Raw genomic sequence first — 17,369 nt, forward strand, 5'->3', positions numbered from 1 at the left:
ATAGATAAAGCACTTCAAAGACTATCTACTGAAAATTTTAACTATCTTTGTTTTCCAAGTGGAGAGAATGGTGACAACTTAAAAATCGCTTCATTTATCAAAGAACAAAGAAAGAACAATAAGATTTTTAAAGCAGTACTTCCAAATACTCAAGGCGATAGCGAAGGAATTATAAATTATGTTTCAACTTGCACTGATAAAAATGGAAAAACATATCCTCCAGAAAAATTTGTATCAAGAATTGCAAGTGTTTTAGCTTCCATTCCTTTTTCTATGTCTTCTACTTACTATGAGCTTAAAGACATAGTGGATACAAATATTTTTGATAATCCAAATGGTGAAATAGATAATGGCAAGCTTATTTTAATTAAAGATGATGGAGTAGTTAAAATTGGTAGGGGAGTTAATTCTTTAACAACTGTAAATAAAGATAAGCAAGAATCATTTAAAAAGATTCGCATCATTGAAATTCTTGATATGGTTAAAGATGATATTTATAGGACTATGAAAAAAGAGTATGTAGGGAAAATTGCAAATACTTATGACAATAAAATGAATTGTATAGGTACTATAAATTCATATTTAAAGGAACTTCAAAATCAAGAAATATTAGGAGATGGAGAAAATAGAGTTGATATTGATTTAGAATCTCATAAGCAAGTTTTAAGGGATAAAGGATATACAGAGGATAAAATTTCAAACATGAGTGAAACAGAGCTTAGAAAGATAAATACAGGCTCTTATTTTTATGTTACAGGAAGTATTACTCCAGTTGATTCCATAGAAGATATTAGAATTTTATTTAATATTTAGGAGTTGTGTTAAATGAATAAGAACGTAAAAAAGTTATTAGGAAAAAGGTTTATTTCTGGTTCTTGGGGGGAGCTTTGGTGGGACGGCGAGAAAATTTTAGAAGTTTCAAAGTTTGAAGCAAAGGTTACAGCAGAAAGAGAAGATGTTAATCAAGGTGGAACTCTTGATGTAGATTCAAAGCTTGTAGGACTTAAAGGAGAAGGAAGTTTTACTATTAAAAAAGTATACTCAAGAACACTTAAAAAACTCGTAGAGAGTTGGAAACAAGGTATAGATCCACGTTCAAAATTAATAACCAAATTACACGATCCAGATTCTTTTGGAGCTGAAAGAGTAGTATTAAATAATGTTTGGTTTATTGATGGAACTATAATGAATTTTGAATCTAAAAAATTAATTGAAGAAGAACTTAAGTTTGGATTTACTCCATCAGATGTAGAATTCCAAGAACTTATAGCATAGGGAGGGTTAAAAATGGAATATAAAAAATTAAAACTTGAAGATTTAATAAATAAAGCAGGAGAAAAAAAGGGAGATAAATATGTAGAAATATACATAAAAAGACTAGATGCAACAATCAAAGCAAAAGAACCAGATAACACATTAATTCTAGAGTCCATAGATATATTAAAAGAAAATGCACATGAAAGTGATTTACATTTAGTTTATAACTCGATTATTGAGCCTAACATTAAAGATAGTACATTACATGAAGCATACAATGTTTCTAGACCATTAGAAATATTAGACGAAATATTTTCATTAGGAGAGATATCTAATATAGCTAAAACATTATTAAAAAATTCAGGGTATGAAGATAATTCTGTAAAATTGGTTGAAGATATAAAAAACTAATTAAGTCTAATGATGACGCATTTTTACTTCACTACTATATACAAAAGGGTTTTACCTTAGATTATTTGTTGTCATTAGATTATAAAGAAAAATTATTTATGTTAGCTAGTGCACTTTTTGAACTAGAAAATAGAAAAGGTGTAGAAGTATGAAATACTTAAATGCAGTAATAACTCTTAAAGATATGTTTACAGGTACTTTAAGTAGTATCAGGAAAGAGCAAGATACTTTTAAAAAAGAGGCAACAGGAGTTAAATCTGTTATTGATAAATCTTATAAATTAGATAAAAAAGAACTTCAAAGTGCTTTGAGAGATATTAGTAGTTCTATAGAGAAAAACAAAGAAGACTTGAAGAGTGCTCAAAAATCTATGGAGGGGTGGAAGAAGTTAACAGAAACTTCTTCAACGAGTGTTAAGAGTCTTTCAAAAGAGGTTCAAGAATTATCATTAAAAAAGCAAAAATTAATATCAGAAATGGAAAAGTTAAAGACTTCAGGTAATCCTGAGGTCTTTTCTAAATATGAGAGTAAATTAAAACAAGTTGAATCAGCACTAAAAGAAAAGACAAGTAGTTTAAGTAAAGCAAGAACAGAAAATAAAAAGTATGCGAAAGAACTTTCAGATGCCCAAAAGGAAGTTTCAAAACTTGATGTAAGTATAGGAGCATTAGGAAAGAAATTTGATGAGTTATCAAGGAAGAATTCAAAATTTTCAGGTTTGAAAAATGCTTTTAACTTGCAGAAGCAAAGCAATAATATAAATAATCTTTATGATAAGTTTGAAAATAATAAGAATAAGTATTCTGGGTTTGATAAACTAGGAAATACAATTCAAGGAGTAGGAAAGAAATTAACTTTAGGAGTATCAGTGCCAGTTGTGGCGGGATTTACTGCATCAGTTAAAACTGGTATGAATTTTGAATCTGCTCTATCTTCAGTAGAAGCAACACTTGGTTCTAAAGCGACGGCAGAGGATATGGCAATACTTAAAGAAAAAGCAATGGAGATGGGGAAAGAAACAACTAAATCAGCTACAGAGTCAGCAAATGCCATGGAGTATATGGCACTTGCAGGTTGGAACACTCAGCAAATTATAGGTGGAATTGAACCAATACTTAGAATGTCTGAAGCAGGAAAAGCAGATTTAGCTACAACATCAGATCTTGTTACTGATAGTATGTCTGCTCTCGGCATTCAAGTTAATGAATTGGGAGGTTTTTTAGATAAGGTTTCTAAAACTTCAACTTCTTCGAACACTTCAATTCTTCAAATGATGGAAGCTTTTATTGTTGCAGGTGGAAAATCTAAAAGTTTAGGTGGAGATATAACAGAACTATCTGGAATTCTTGGTGTTATGGCTAATAGAGGGTTAAAAGGTTCAGAAGCAGGAAGAGGACTTTCTGCAATACTTACAAATTTAACCTCTCCAACAGGTCAAGCACAAAAAGCACTTAATGAACTTGGGTTTTCGGCTTTTGATTCAAATGGAAACTTTATTGGACTTGAAAAAACGTTCTATAAATTAAGAGATTCATTAAAAGGAATGAACCAAGAACAAAGAGTTACATATTTATCAATGATAGCAGGAAAAGAACATGGAAAGACAATGGAAGCTATTATGAGTGGACTTGATGAAGAATATCAAGGGCTTACAAATGATATTAGAAATTCTAATGGAGCTCTTGAAACTATGGCTAAAACTATGCAAGATAATGCAGAAGGAAAAATAGCAGGTTTTAAAGCTAAGCTTGAGCATTTAGGAATTCAAATGTCCGAACATTTATTACCTGTTTTTTCTGATACAGTTGTTTTTTTAGGTAATGTGTTAGATAAGTTTTCTAGTTTATCTCCAGAAGCACAAAAAGTTATTGTTAGTTTTGGATTAGTAGCAGTAGCATCCCCCATGCTTATAACTGGTATTGGTGGAGTTGTTAAAACTGTTGGGGCTTTATCTAATGCGTTTTCATTTTTAGCAGCTAATCCTATAGTTGCTGTAATTATTATTATTGGAGCATTAATTGGTGCTTTTGTTGTGGCATATAAAACAAATGAAGAGTTTAGAGAAAAGGTAAATGCTGCATGGCAAGGAGTTGTAGAAACTGTTGAGTGGGGAACAAATAAAATTATTGATGGTATTAACTGGGTAATAGATAAAATTAATGCTATACCAGGAATTAACATTAAAACTATTGGACACGTTGAATGGTCGGAAAAAAGCAAAAATTTACGAGTTGCAGAAGCTATGAAAGATACGGTAAAAGTTGGAGATAGTATTGCAGGTTCATACAAAACTGGTCTTGATTTTGTTCCTTATGATGGATTTGTAGCAGAACTACATAAAGGAGAAAGAGTTTTAACAGCTGAAGAAAATAAACTTTATAACAAAGGACATGTAGTTAACTTATATGGTAAAAGTTCAAATGATACAGTAGTTAGCCAAGTTTTTGGAGCTAGTAGTGTAAATAATCATAATGTAAGTAATAATAACAGTCAAAATTTAGTAAATACAAACACAAACACTAGTAGTAATAACATAAATTTAAATGTTAATGTTAATTATTCAGGTAATGGAGGAAGCGTAGATTTAAATGTAATGGCAGAGAATGTAGCTAAAATAATAGCTGAAAAAATAAGGGTGATGAAGTTAAATGTTGTATGAAATATGGATTGATAATTTTAGACTTCCAGTAATTCCAAAAGAAATTAATCCTTATGAAGAAAATGAAGTGTCCTCTGTTACCATTGATGGATTTGGAGAGATTTCTAAAACTACAAATTTAAAAGTAAGAACTTTTGAATTGAGTTCTTTTTTTTATGACCCAACAAAGGGAAAACCACCTTATGCAAAAGAATATACAATAAGTGTAAATTCTTTTGAGGATATAAATAAATTTTTTCATTCTATACAAAGAAATAATAAGGTAGTTCCTTTTAAGATTTTTGGACTTGATATAGATACAAGAGTTCAAATTGTTAAGTATATTTGGGGAACTCGTGATGGGTCAAGTGATATTTATTATGATTTAAGTTTAATTGAATATAAAGAAGCGAATATAGAAAGTACAAATGAAATTAAGGAAAAAAGAACAAATGAAACACCATCTAACACATCTAAAAGTGATACTTACATAGTTAAGAAAGGTGATACTTTATATAATATAGCTAAAAAAGTATATGGAGATGGAAATAAATATTTAGAACTTGCAGAAAAGAACGGTATAAGTAATCCTAATTTTATACTAGATGGTCAGGAGCTTAAAATATGATAAAAATATACCATGTTAAAAGAGATGGAAATAAAATAGATATAAGCAATTTAAGAATAAAAATGAGTTTAAATTCCGGTTTAAGTGAAGTAGCTAGAACTCTCGAATTAACTCTATATTGCAGAGAATATAGAGAAGTATTTCTTGGAGAAATAATAGAGTTTAATGGTATTGAGTATCATATTTTTAAAAAAGATATGGATTCAGAAGGGGGACAAATGAATTTAACTTGTTTTGATAAGTTGATTTATTTGAAGAAAAATCAAGCTAGTTATAATTTTAAAAATCAAACTCCAGAAGGTATTACAAATAAAATTTGTAGTGAGTTTAATATTAAAATAGGTGGTATTGAAAGTACTGGAGTATCTATTACACGTAAATTTAGAAATGTAGATTTATACGGGATTATTCAAACAGCTTATACAATGGCAAGTGAGAAAACAGGTAAGAAATATTATATGACTTATAATAACGGACTAACTATAAAAGAAGCTTTTGTAGAAAATGGAGTAGAGTTAAAAGAAGGATTAAATATTATTAAAGTTTCTCATTCTGAAGATTTGCAAAACATGATAAATGCAGTTATTGTTTATAATGAAAATCAAGAAAAGGTCCAGGAGATTAAAAATGACTCCTGGATTTCTTTATATGGAAAACTTAGTTTAAGTTTTGAAAAAACTAAAGATGGAGAACAAGAAGATTATAAATCAAATCTTAAAGACATAGAAAAAACTTTAAATGCTGAATGTGTTGGGGATTTATCTTTGACTACTGGAAAGTGTGTTCACATAACAGAAAAGGACACAAATATTAAAGGATTATTTTATATTAAAAGTGATACTCACACTTTTGAAAATAGTACTCATACAACAAGTCTTGAACTTAGTTTTGAAAAAATAATGGATGAACAAAGTTCAGGAGAAGAAGAATCAAAAGAAAATAATAAAAAATAAAGAGGTGAATATTATTGAATGCTTTTTCATCTTTGGCAAAAGAAATAAATAGTGATACTAAAATTACAAGTAATGTTATAGACATTGGAGAAATTAAAAGTTTAGATCCAATGTCTATTTCTTTAAGCGATATTTTATTAGATGAAGATGATATTATTTTAACGGATAAAATAAGAAAATTAATTGAACCATTAATACCAGATATAGAGTGTAAAACAACTTGTACAGGGGAATGTAGTTGCACAACAGAATCAAAGATTAAAGAAGATAAATATGAAGAAGATAAGCTTAAAGTAGGAGATAAAGTAGTTTTATATAGTATAGAAGATGGTCAAAAGTTTATTGTTCTTGATAGGGTAGTATTATGATTTTTCCAAATATTAAAGGGAGAGAAACAAAGAAACTAGAGTTAAATAGTTTAAAGGAAATAGCTTTAGATTTTGAAAAAGATGAACCAATAATTAAAAATAATGAATTTTTAATTGTAGAAGGAATAGAAGCTTTAAAGGTTTGGGTTTATAAAACTATTAAAACCACTAGATTTAAATATTTAGTTTATTCTAATGCTTATGGAACATCTATTAAAAACTTCATAGGAAAGGTGTTTACTGAAGAAGTTAAGAGAGATTTTAAGAAAGAAGTAGTAGAAGCACTTCTTATAAACAATTACATAGAAAGTGTTTCAATTATAGAATATAAGTTAGATTATAATAAACTATTTTTAAGTTTAAAGATTGAAACAAAGATAAATAAAACTCTAAATTTTGAGGTGAGTTTTAATGTTTGATATTCAGACAGAACAAGAGATTAAAGATAGAATATTTAAAAATATAAAAAGTGATTTAGATAAAAGTGAAGGAAGTATATTAAATGATATTGTATCTGCAATCGCTGTAGAAATAATTAACAACCAAATATTCTTTAAAAATGGATTTTTATCTTCGTTTGTTGAAACAGCTAAAGGGGAATTTTTAGATTTAAGATGTAAGGAGCATGGAGTATATAGAAAACAAGGGGAAAAGGCTAAAGGAGAAGTTATATTTAGAGGTGATAATGAAGAATATATAATACCTAAAGATACAATTATTATTAACAACAATACAAATCTTAAGTATATAACATTAGAAGATACTAAAATTAATCAAATATGTAGTGTTATAAGTGAAAATATAGGAGCTTTGTATAATACATCTAACCCTAACTTTAATCTCATTAAACAAGATAGTAATATTAAGTTAATTGAGTTAAATAAAGAGATATCAGGTGGAGAAAATATTGAAAGTGATGAAGATTTAAGGAAGCGTTTGTATTTTATTGTTGCTCACCCAGAAGGAGTAGGAACTGTAACAGATTATGAAAGATGGGCATTAGAAGTTGATGGAGTTAAAATAGCTAAGGCTTTCCCTTGTTTTTATGGGAATGGAACGGTTAAGGTAATTGTTGGTGGAGAATATGGCAGTGTATTAGATGATGAATTAGTTAGAAAAGTACAAGATTATATTTGTCCATTAGGTGAAAAATATGGACAAGGAAAAGCTCCTATAGGTTCGACAGTAACAGTAACAACCTTTGATGAAATACCAATTAGTATAAGAATAGAAGAATTAAAAATAGAAGATACATATAACTTAGATATTGTTAAATTAAAACTTGAAGAAAATATACGCGAGTATTTATTAAAGGCTAGAGATGTAATTATATATCATGAGATTATAGGAATTGTTATTGGAAGTTATGGTGTTAAAGATTTTAAACAATTATTAGTTAATGGACTTAAGGAAAATATAACTCTTAATTTTGATGAGAAGGGAATTTTAGAGGAAATAGTATATGCAGAATATAAATGAAAATGAGCAAAAGGAATTAATAAACATTGTAGAGAGATTTAAAACATACTTACCAGAGTTTATATTAAAAGCTCCACACTTAAAGGAAATATTTAGTAGTGAAATAATTGAGAGTTATTATTTAAATAAGTATTCCAGAGAATTACTAAATGAACTTTCTATATTAACAGTAACAGAAAAGAGTATTAACAAGTGGGAAGATTTTACAGGGCTTAGAAACTAGAATTTATCTATAGAAGAGAGGGTTAACTCAGTTGTCCAAAAGTTTTCTCTTAAAATTCACGCTAATTATTTTAATTTTCTATCTATGCTTAGAAGTTTTGATTCTAAAACAGAATTAGAAGAATTTATAAGTGAATATAGAATTTTAATTAAATTTTATACTCCTATGAGTTATGCAAATCTCTTAAATTTTATGGATATAATTCATAGTTATAAACCAGCTCATATTGGATTTAATTTAGAAATTTATAGGGATATATATAAAAATACTAATAAAGCATTAATACTTCAAAATACTAATTATACAAATATTAATGTTAAACCTTATTCAGATAAAGTTTTAACTAATTTTTGTAAAGGTATTATAGTTAATAAAATAAGAGAAATAAATACTCATATTAAGGTGGTTCCTGAAAAAATTCAGAAACCTTTTTTTGTTGGAGCTTTAGTTAACAGGATTAAAAACAAAGAGATTAATATAAAGTTTAATACTAGAAATGAAAGGGATTATTTTAACTCATTAGTTTTAAATAAAGTCAAAATAAGAGAGGTTAATTTTAATAAAGAAAGTAAATTTAAAAGTTTTAGTTCTAATGGAATTATTATAAATAGAGTGAAAATAAGGAGGTGCAGTATTGAATAACGAGTTTTACGAACATATTATTTTAACTAGAAAGTCCTTTGAATTTCAAACTAGAGTACTTGCAGGAGAGGAGAATTAAACGCAAGTAAACGTTCAGCTTTAGCAAAATTTTCGTAAATGTATTTTGATATTTTTTTAAATTTATTGGTTTCATAATTTTCCTGATTAAATGATTTTACAATACGAATTCCTTTTAAATTTTCTTGTACAACATTGTTAAGATTATCATAATCACGAAAAACTTTTTGAAAAATAGGATGAACTTTTAAAATAATAATAATGAGAAGTATAGTAAGAATTGGTATAATAATTAAAAAAATTAATGAAATTTTACTATTGATACGAAATGATACAATTATTGAAAAAATTATCATTATTGGTACACGAATCGCTATTCGAATTAACATTTGATATGCATTTTGTACATTTGTAACATCAGTTGTTAAACGTGTAATAATAGATGCTGTAGAAAATTTATCAATATTGGAGAAAGAAAATGTTTGAACATTATCATACATATCTTGACGTAAATTTGCAGCAAAACCAGTCGATGCTTTTGCACCTATATGTGCTGATAACATTCCAATAATTAAATCTAATAACGCAATTATAAGTAGAATTGTTCCATATTTAATCACATCATTTATGTTTTTATTGTTAATTCCAAAATCTATTAAGTCTGCCATGCATAAAGGTATTACTATTTCAAAGATTGCACCTATAACAGACAAAAATATTGTGATTAATGAAGTTTTTTTATGCTCTTTTAAGCTTTTCATTAATATTTTTAGCATATTTTATCAGCTCCTTTACTTAATGTAGCGTGCTACTATTTTGATAAAAAATTTTGCTGGATATTTTATGCCAGCCTTAATCTAAATTTTTACAAATAATTTTTAATGTTTCTTCAAGTGTTTCAATTTGTTCTTGTGTTAGTGTATTAAGCATTTTTTTATCATGTAAATGAATAAGACTTTTAATTTCTTTTACAACTGAAATTGATTTATCAGTAAGTTTAACAATTTTATTACGTCTATCTGAAGGGTCAAGCCATGTTATTAAGAAACCGTTATTTTCCATGCGAGAAACTACACCGACTATTGTTGGATGTGATACTTGTAGAAATTCTTCAATTTCTTTTTGTGTCGCTTCTCCACCGTTATTATTTAAAAATGTTAGCACACGAGTTTGTGTAATAGTTAAACCATGTTTTTTTAGATCTGCATCTGCTTTTATTTTTATTTTATCAGTAATAACTTTGAATAAATATCCTATTTTATGCTCCAAAAATTCCATCTCCTTTTAATGTGTAGCATATTACGGATTATATTTAAAATACTTTATTTTGTCAATAAAAATATTTATAATAATTAAAAATTAAGGAGTTAAAGGAATACATAAATGAAAAAATTTACTGAAAGTATATTGATAGATAAAGAAAATCCGTATTCGGAAAAGATAAGACAAGAAATTGAAAATGTAGATATAGAAATTATTGTTGAAAATGATTTATTATCACATGATGTGTTAAATTCAATAGAACAAATGAATTTATTATTTTGTTTAGAATACAAACTTTTAATTGAAAAAGATAACAAAAAATTAGCCTATTTAAATTATTTGATTTCTTATTATATTTTTGTTATTTTAACACCACCATTTTCAGAAGAAATTGCTTTAAAATATGCAAAGGATGCAATAAACTTATATAATCATAAAAAATATTTAGAATGGATTGAGTATGTTAAACAAGGAAATTGAAAAAAATTAATAAATCTTGTATTAACATAAGGGTTTTGAAATGAAATTTAAAAAATTAAAGAATGGTTGTTGTTCTGATTACTCAAATATACCAGGAACAGATAAATGGATTTATTCTGTTATTGGAGATAAGCATAAAGATTTTTACGATGTTAAAGAATCAAAAGAATTAAATGAACCAATTAATGGAAATAAATTAGTTATATATTCTTATCCAGAGGGTAAAAGTTATGTGCCGTACGAAATTAAATACGGAATATATTATGGTGATATTATTTTTATTAAAGGAAGTTTGTTTATATTGAAAGCTGATTTTAATGAAAATAAAGTAACTATAATTAAATACGTTCCTGATGAAAATATTTTGGAAGAAATTTATAATTTTAATATTGATGATCTAAATCTATATAATTTAAAATTAGGAAAATATCCTTTGATGCTTTTTAATTCAGATAGAAATGGTGTAGAAGAAAAATTTGTTTTATATTATCCTGAAAAATTAGAAATTAATATTACTGAAAGGGATAGTTTTATTGTAAGAGATGGGGATGTATTTTATTTTACGAGATGGAGTGAAGAAGGAATAGATGAAAATGGTTCGGTTACAGAAAATTATAGATATTACGAAAATGTTGTAAAATTTAACAAGGACGGAGAATTTTTATCATGTGAAGAAGGATATTTATGTGAAATGCCTAATGGAGAATTTTGGATTTTTTAGAAAATGAGTTTTTAAAATTTATACAGAGCCAAGTTTTAATGGCTCTGTTTTTTTTTATAGAAAATTTAAAAAATGTGTAATGAATTTATATTTTTATCGTCTTAATTGTTGTAATTACGTTGAAGATTAATTTGCACAAATTAAAATTATTTTTATAAAAGGTTTGTGTAAGTGAATTCGAGAGGGAGATGGTAATGGAAAATGTAAACCATGAGATATGTGAAAATAATATTATGGTTGATGAGTTTGCCAGCATTTATGAAATTTATTATGAACGTGTCTTTAAATATATATTTTACAGAGTAGATGAGCAATATATGGCAGAAGAATTATGTAGTGAAGTTTTTGAAAGAATTATAACAAAATATAATAGTTTTTCAGGAAATGAATTAACTCGTGATAGTTGGGTTTTTACTATAGCGAGAAATACCATAACACAGACTACTATAGAAAAAAGAAGAAGGTATTTCATTTTTCATTAGATTATGCAATTAATATGATTTCTTCGAAACCATCACCTGACGAATTTGTACTTACAGAAGAAAATAATTCTTATTTAATCAAATCTCTAAAGAGACTAAATAAAAAAGAACGTTCTATAGTTTCGTTTAAATATGGAGCAGGACTTAAGAATGTTGAAATTGCAAAATTAATGGGGTTAAGTGAATCAAACGTAAATATTATTCTCTATCGTAGTTTAAAGAAATTGAAAAAATTTTTAGTTAGTGGGGGATTTAAGTATGAATAATGAATTCAAAGAAATTGAAGATCTATTATCTAAAGCAGATGTAGGTAGCGATAGATATAAACAAACTATTTTTAATAAATTAAAATATAGAATGGAGACTGGAACATTGAAAACAAATAATAATTTAGAAAATAATTGTGTAAATAAAAAGAAAATTTTTAAACCTGCTAAAGTTGCTGCTTTAGCTTTGGCAACAGTTTTGGTAGGAACTGGAGCTGCTTATGGTAGTCAAATGATTTCTGAAATTATTCAAAGGTTTTCAGTTGGTAATACAGAAATAGTTCAATATAATATAGATGATGAATTAAAAAATTCTTTATCTGATGGAATGTCACTTAAAGCTATGCAACAAGGATTTAAAGGAAAGCTATTTGATAAAGATGGAAATGAAGTTTTATATGGTGAACATCAAGAGTATTACGATGTAAATGGAAATCTTATTACAAGTTTTGGAGTAAAGGATTTAGAAAATGATGGTCATGAATTTGCTATTTCTTACCGAATTAACTAAATTAAATGAAGAAAAAATATTTGACTTAGAAAATGTAAAAAAAGTTGCTAATAGTAATATAAAATTCTTTGATTATTTACCAGAAGGATTTGAATTTAAAGATGGAAGCAGTGAGTCTAATGGTAATGATGTATTTTTAACATATGAGAATAAATTAGGTGAAACAATAAGTATTTTTTCCTTTTTAGATAGTAAGACAACTCAAAGTATAGCTACTATTGAAAAAATAAGGGAAGAGCATATAGATGGCAAAAATGTAATTATAACAGGTAATTCTGCATTTTGGGAGTCAGAAGGTGTAACATACCAATTATACTTAAATAGCAATAAAGATGAAAATAACTCTATAAATGTTGAAGAGCTTTCAAAAATGATAAAATTCAATGGAATAAAATTTAATTTAAGAGATGCAATAATGCATCTCTTTTTTACTAGTTAAATGTTAATGAAAAAATTATATTTTAATATGAAAAATTTAATTTTTGTAATAATAACTCCTATAATTAATTTTAGTTTGTGATAGACTAAAGGAAAAAATTAGGAGATAGCAATGGAACAATTAAAGTATAGAGAAAATCTCAATCAAAAATTTAAACCTTTCAAATCAAAAAATTTAATTTATGAAGGTTTCACACTAAAAGATAACAAAGTAGAAGTGCTATATAATTGTAGAAAAATTACAATTAGATATATTAATGAAAATATTGTTTCAGTTTTTATCGGAGATATTTATGAAGAAGAGATTGGAACAAATGCTGTAATAATGAAAGATGAACATAAAAATTTAGAGATAGAGGAGACAACTTCTGAAATTTTTATTAAGGGGGAAAAAATTTTAACTTGCGTAAATAAAAGTTCTTATGAAATCGTTTTTAAAGATAAAGATGGAAATATAATTTGTCAAGATTATCAACCATCGTTTAAAGATGAAGATGGAACTGTTTATATTTCAAAAATCAATGATTGCCATGCTTATTATGGACTTGGTGAAAAAGGTGGAGCTTTGAATAAGAAAGGTTGTTACACGGAAAACTTTAACACAGATGATCCTGAAACTGATGATAACTCCATAACTTATTATAAAACTATTCCATTTTATGTAGGATTAAATAAATACAAAACTTATGGAATTTTCTTTGATAATAGTTTTCGTAGTTTTTTTGATATGGGAAAGAGCTTTGAAGATAGAATATTTTTTGGAGCGATTGGTGGACAAATTAATTATTATTTCATTCTTGGAGAGAGCATTAAGGAAGTTGTATCTAGTTATTCTGATTTAACAGGTAAGATGGATATGCCTCCTTTATGGAGCTTGGGGTATCAACAAAATAGATTTAGTTATATGAATGTTGATGAGGTTAAGGAAATTGTAGAAAATTTTCAGAAGAAAGAAATTCCAATAGATGTAATTTATTTGGACATAGATTATATGGATGGATTTAGAGTTATGACTTTTAAAACTCCAGAGTTTGATGGAGTGGATAAGCTTATAGAGGAGCTAAAGCAAAAAGGAATTAAAATCGTAACAATTTTAGATCCAGGAGTTAAGGTTGATGAAAATTATGGAGTTTATCAAAGAGGTTTAAAAGGAAATCATTTCACCAAGACTTATGATGGGAAAATTTTTATCGGAGCGGTTTGGCCAAAGGATAGTGCTTTTCCAGATTTTTCAAATGAAAAATGCAGAACTTGGTGGAAAGAAGAGCTTAAATCATTTATATCGAAATATAGTATTGACGGAATATGGAACGATATGAATGAGCCATGCGTCTTTAATAATGACTATAAAACTATGCTTGAAAATTGTTTGCATGAAAGTGACTTTGGAGTTATTGAGCATAAAGAGTTTCATAACAGATATGGTTTTGAAATGAGTAGATGTTCTCATGAAGCTCAAAATGAATTGCGTCCAAATATTCGTGAATTTTCAATGACGAGGGGGACTTATGCAGGAGGACAAAGATATTCATCAATATGGACAGGAGATAATATGAGTTTGTGGAGTCAAATGAGAATGTCCATTTCTATGAATGCAAATCTTGGAATTAGTGGATTCTCTTTTGTGGGAAATGATGTTGGAGGATTTGGATTAGATTGCACAGAAGAATTATTTATAAGATGGATGCAACTTGGAACTTTTCTCCCAATTTTTAGAAATCATTCAAATATGTATACAAGAAGACAAGAACCGTGGAGTTTTGGAAAAAGAGCTGAGAAAATTTCAAAAGATGCAATTGAATTAAGATATAAATTGTTGCCGTACATTTATACTTATTTTTATGAATCTCACACAAAAGGACTTCCAGTTTTTAGACCTCTTGTTATGGAATTTGAAAAAGATGAAAACGTATTTAATATGAAAGAAGAATTTATGTTTGGAAGTAATCTTTTAATCGCACCAGTTTTATACAAAGGAGAAAGAAGTAAAGTTGTTTACTTACCAGAAGGAAATTGGTACAATTTTAAAACCAATGAAATTTTTGAAGGTGGACAAAGATATAAATTAAAATGTGAACTTGATGAGATTTTAATTTTTGTGAAAGAGGGAAGTATCATTCCAACATATGAAGAAAAATATTTAAACACTGAGAAAAGACCAGACACTGTAACTTTTAGAGTTTATGGAGAAAATGCCGAGGGAATTTATTATTATGATGATGGAAAAACAAATGATTATAAAAAAGGGAAATATAATCTTAAAGTAATTAGAAAAGTGGACGAAAATATAAGTGAGCAGTTTTTACACCAAGGAATTGAAGAGGAAAAGCGCAACATTATTTTTATAAAATAGAAGAGATAGGGCTTATTGTCCTATCTCTTTCAGTTTTTTGTATATAAAATCTGCAAATAGTGAATTTGACCACGCGAACCAATCACGAGTAAATTTTTTTGGATTATCTTTGTGAAAACCTTCGTGCATGAATCCAGTATTTCCATCGCACTGAATCAAAGTTTTTACGAGAGAGTTTATTTCATCTTTATTGTTAGTTGTTAAACCTTGCATTGAAAGAGCAATATGCCAAATATATTCTGGTGGAGTGTGAGGACTTCCAATTCCTGATGCGAAACTTCCTTCATAATAATAAGGATTATTTTTGCTTAGAATAAATTTTCTAGTGTTTTGATAAATTTCATCGTGAATTTCTCTGTATCCAATGTAAGGAATAGAGAGAAGACTCGGCACATTTGCATCGTCCATAAAATTATAATTTCCAAATCCATCTGTTTCGTAAGCATAAATTTTTCCAAACTCTTCATGCTCAACAATTCCAAATTTATTTATTCCATTTTCAATTTCATCTCGAAGGATTAAAGCTTTCTTTTTCAAATCCAAATCATTATAAATTTTTTCAAAGATTTCACTCATGTAAGAAAGAACAACCGTTGCAAACATATTTGATGGAATTAAATATCCATATTTACAAGCGTCGTCGCTCGGTCTAAATCCTGACCAAGTCATACCGGTATAAGCGACAGGATTTCCCAAACCATTGTTACATAAAGTGTCAGTCTCTGAACAATTTAGCCTTTGAAAAGAATAATCAGAATTTTCAAAATGGTTTTGTTCAATCTTCCAAAGATTTAAAATTGTTTCTAACGCTTGCTTAATTTCATCGCTGAAAAAATTTTCATCGCCAGATTCTTTCCAATATTTATAAATTAATCTTACAGGAAAACAAAGAGAATCAATTTCATATTTTCTTTCCCAAACCCAAGGACTATCTTTTGTAATATCATTATCCCATTTTTGTCCATTAGCTTCTTCATTGAAAGCATTTGCGTATGAATCAATTAAAATACATTTGACTTGTCTATTAATCAATCCTACAAAAAATTCTTTAAGAACTGGATATTTATTTATAAATGGAAGATAATGTTCAATTTGCGAAGTTGAATCTCTCAGCCACATTGCAGGAATATCTCCAGTTATGATAAACGTATCATTTTCGTTATATATAACAGTTGTCTCTATCGTATTGATAAAACAATTGTAAAATAATTTTTTTAATTTTTCATCTTTTATATGAGATGAAATTTCTTCAGCTAAATTTTTGATGGTATTTTTAAATAAGTCTAATTTTTCGTTTGAATATTTTGTCATGATTGGATCCCCCAATAAATTTAATTATTATTTTTAGATATGTTTTCAAGTTCACTTAATAAAGTTCTATTTATAAAAATTAAACAAAATCCAAGAAGTGTAGAAATAAACAATATGATAATTGCTGGACTTATTTCAAATAAAACCATGAAAACTAATACTAATAATAAATTAGTTATTGTAAGCAGTGGTCTTGTAAAAGTTAAAATAAAACTTAATCTTAAAACTTGTAAACTTGTTATTGAAAATCTACTGATTATTAAAAATAAATACGGAGTCATTGCTGATATTAAAATTAGCAAACAAATAAATAAAGCTGGTATAATAAAACTATTTGCAGCTACAGAGAAAAAGTTAATGTTAGTGAAGATTAAAAATATTGTTACAAGTTCTACACACCAAACAAATAAAGCTTGCCCAAAATTTAATTTAAATCCTCTCAAAAAACACGGAATAACTTCTATGTTTTTGTTTTTGTATAATTTATTCATGCAATATAAAATTACAGTAAAAGTTGGCATGACAGGAACCAAACAAACTAAAAACAAAGGGAAATAAGTTAAAATATTACTTATACCAATAAATATAAAAAACAAAATTATAGGAATATTAAAAATCCAAAATAAAAGATTTAAAGTAAAGAACCAAAATATGTAATTAAAAGTTTCTAGAATTTTATCCAAATTAAAAATTTCATTTAACATACAATTTCTCCTGAAAATGTTTTCTTAAATATCAACAGTATAATTTAAATGTTTTATAAATTCAAATTTTATTTACTAAATTCTTATAACAATGTAAAAAAATTTCATTAAAAATATAATTCATCCTAAAAAAATATATTTTATAAATTATAAATATTATTAATTGTTAAATGATTATATAATAGAAGTATATGGTAGATAAAATTTTTCTGAGGGAATGATA

Annotated in this window: 22 protein-coding genes; 18 read left to right on the plus strand and 4 right to left on the minus strand. The window is 27.0% G+C overall.

Features of this window, described 5'->3' with window-relative positions; all coding sequences use genetic code 11:
- The 11 genes from A6P36_RS03890 to A6P36_RS03940 all read left to right on the plus strand — a co-directional run.
- A partial coding sequence (locus A6P36_RS03890; RefSeq protein ID WP_066761201.1) for a phage tail sheath C-terminal domain-containing protein occupies nt 1-813 on the plus strand: 813 nt, incomplete at its 5' end.
- A gap of 12 nt (nt 814-825) precedes the next feature.
- The gene (locus A6P36_RS03895; protein ID WP_066761202.1) at nt 826-1,275 is read left to right on the plus strand and encodes a phage tail tube protein; all 450 of its coding nucleotides are present in this window, start codon (nt 826-828) and stop codon (nt 1,273-1,275) included.
- A 12-nt stretch (nt 1,276-1,287) separates the two neighbouring features.
- On the plus strand, nt 1,288-1,668 hold the full coding sequence (locus tag A6P36_RS03900) for a phage tail assembly chaperone (RefSeq protein ID WP_066761207.1): 381 nt from the start codon (nt 1,288-1,290) through the stop codon (nt 1,666-1,668).
- A gap of 148 nt (nt 1,669-1,816) precedes the next feature.
- The gene (locus tag A6P36_RS03905; RefSeq protein WP_066761209.1) at nt 1,817-4,327 is read left to right on the plus strand and encodes a phage tail tape measure protein; all 2,511 of its coding nucleotides are present in this window, start codon (nt 1,817-1,819) and stop codon (nt 4,325-4,327) included.
- Nucleotides 4,317-4,934, plus strand: a complete 618-nt coding sequence (locus tag A6P36_RS03910; protein ID WP_066761214.1) for a LysM peptidoglycan-binding domain-containing protein — start codon at nt 4,317-4,319, stop codon at nt 4,932-4,934. Before A6P36_RS03905 ends, A6P36_RS03910 begins: the two co-directional genes overlap by 11 nt.
- Entirely contained in the window at nt 4,931-5,887 is a 957-nt protein-coding gene (locus A6P36_RS03915) for an XkdQ/YqbQ family protein (RefSeq protein ID WP_066761216.1), read from the plus strand. Before A6P36_RS03910 ends, A6P36_RS03915 begins: the two co-directional genes overlap by 4 nt.
- A gap of 14 nt (nt 5,888-5,901) precedes the next feature.
- Entirely contained in the window at nt 5,902-6,255 is a 354-nt protein-coding gene (locus A6P36_RS03920) for a DUF2577 family protein (RefSeq protein WP_066761218.1), read from the plus strand.
- Nucleotides 6,252-6,674 carry a DUF2634 domain-containing protein gene (locus A6P36_RS03925; RefSeq protein ID WP_066761220.1) on the plus strand — a complete coding sequence of 141 codons (423 nt, stop codon included), beginning with the start codon at nt 6,252-6,254 and terminating at the stop codon, nt 6,672-6,674. Before A6P36_RS03920 ends, A6P36_RS03925 begins: the two co-directional genes overlap by 4 nt.
- A complete protein-coding gene (locus A6P36_RS03930; RefSeq protein WP_066761223.1) occupies nt 6,667-7,734 on the plus strand; it encodes a baseplate J/gp47 family protein in 1,068 nt (355 codons plus the stop codon). The genes A6P36_RS03925 and A6P36_RS03930 overlap by 8 nt, the downstream gene beginning before the upstream one ends.
- Complete coding sequence (locus A6P36_RS03935; protein ID WP_066761225.1) at nt 7,718-7,957, plus strand: hypothetical protein; 240 nt, start codon at nt 7,718-7,720, stop codon at nt 7,955-7,957. The genes A6P36_RS03930 and A6P36_RS03935 overlap by 17 nt, the downstream gene beginning before the upstream one ends.
- Before the next feature lie 84 nt (nt 7,958-8,041).
- Entirely contained in the window at nt 8,042-8,599 is a 558-nt protein-coding gene (locus tag A6P36_RS03940; RefSeq protein WP_066761230.1) for a hypothetical protein, read from the plus strand.
- Nucleotides 8,600-8,649: 50 nt separating this feature from the next.
- Here the strand turns inward: A6P36_RS03940 and A6P36_RS03945 are convergent, their stop codons facing one another.
- Both A6P36_RS03945 and A6P36_RS03950 read right to left on the minus strand, forming a co-directional pair.
- Nucleotides 8,650-9,393: an ABC transporter permease gene (locus A6P36_RS03945; RefSeq protein WP_066761232.1), complete on the minus strand. Its 744-nt coding sequence runs from the start codon at nt 9,391-9,393 to the stop codon at nt 8,650-8,652.
- A 76-nt stretch (nt 9,394-9,469) separates the two neighbouring features.
- Complete coding sequence (locus tag A6P36_RS03950) at nt 9,470-9,886, minus strand: MarR family winged helix-turn-helix transcriptional regulator (protein WP_242861649.1); 417 nt, start codon at nt 9,884-9,886, stop codon at nt 9,470-9,472.
- 114 nt (nt 9,887-10,000) lie between these two features.
- Here A6P36_RS03950 and A6P36_RS03955 point away from each other — a divergent pair, with 114 nt between their 5' ends.
- The 7 genes from A6P36_RS03955 (at nt 10,001) to A6P36_RS03975 (ending at nt 15,131) form a co-directional block, all read left to right on the plus strand.
- Entirely contained in the window at nt 10,001-10,360 is a 360-nt protein-coding gene (locus A6P36_RS03955; RefSeq protein WP_066761236.1) for a hypothetical protein, read from the plus strand.
- Between the two features lie 40 nt (nt 10,361-10,400).
- Nucleotides 10,401-11,081: a hypothetical protein gene (locus tag A6P36_RS03960; protein WP_066761238.1), complete on the plus strand. Its 681-nt coding sequence runs from the start codon at nt 10,401-10,403 to the stop codon at nt 11,079-11,081.
- A gap of 194 nt (nt 11,082-11,275) precedes the next feature.
- Complete coding sequence (locus tag A6P36_RS08360; protein WP_242861650.1) at nt 11,276-11,563, plus strand: RNA polymerase sigma factor; 288 nt, start codon at nt 11,276-11,278, stop codon at nt 11,561-11,563.
- A complete protein-coding gene (locus A6P36_RS08365; protein WP_242861651.1) occupies nt 11,485-11,829 on the plus strand; it encodes a sigma-70 family RNA polymerase sigma factor in 345 nt (114 codons plus the stop codon). Before A6P36_RS08360 ends, A6P36_RS08365 begins: the two co-directional genes overlap by 79 nt.
- Nucleotides 11,822-12,340 carry a hypothetical protein gene (locus A6P36_RS07945; RefSeq protein WP_082917608.1) on the plus strand — a complete coding sequence of 173 codons (519 nt, stop codon included), beginning with the start codon at nt 11,822-11,824 and terminating at the stop codon, nt 12,338-12,340. The genes A6P36_RS08365 and A6P36_RS07945 overlap by 8 nt, the downstream gene beginning before the upstream one ends.
- Nucleotides 12,309-12,779 (plus strand): DUF4367 domain-containing protein, encoded by a 471-nt coding sequence (locus tag A6P36_RS07950; protein WP_197487218.1) that lies wholly within the window; start codon nt 12,309-12,311, stop codon nt 12,777-12,779. The genes A6P36_RS07945 and A6P36_RS07950 overlap by 32 nt, the downstream gene beginning before the upstream one ends.
- A 111-nt stretch (nt 12,780-12,890) precedes the next feature.
- Nucleotides 12,891-15,131: a glycoside hydrolase family 31 protein gene (locus A6P36_RS03975; protein WP_066761240.1), complete on the plus strand. Its 2,241-nt coding sequence runs from the start codon at nt 12,891-12,893 to the stop codon at nt 15,129-15,131.
- A 12-nt stretch (nt 15,132-15,143) separates the two neighbouring features.
- On the opposite strand, the gene A6P36_RS03980 is transcribed toward A6P36_RS03975, so the two are convergent.
- Nucleotides 15,144-16,442: a glycoside hydrolase family 125 protein gene (locus tag A6P36_RS03980; protein WP_066761242.1), complete on the minus strand. Its 1,299-nt coding sequence runs from the start codon at nt 16,440-16,442 to the stop codon at nt 15,144-15,146.
- A 20-nt stretch (nt 16,443-16,462) separates the two neighbouring features.
- Complete coding sequence (locus A6P36_RS03985) at nt 16,463-17,146, minus strand: DUF624 domain-containing protein (protein ID WP_066761244.1); 684 nt, start codon at nt 17,144-17,146, stop codon at nt 16,463-16,465.
- Nucleotides 17,147-17,369 lie beyond the last annotated feature (223 nt).

It is taken from the genome of Candidatus Arthromitus sp. SFB-turkey, from assembly GCF_001655775.1.
Lineage (GTDB): Bacteria > Bacillota > Clostridia > Clostridiales > Clostridiaceae > Dwaynesavagella > Dwaynesavagella gallinarum.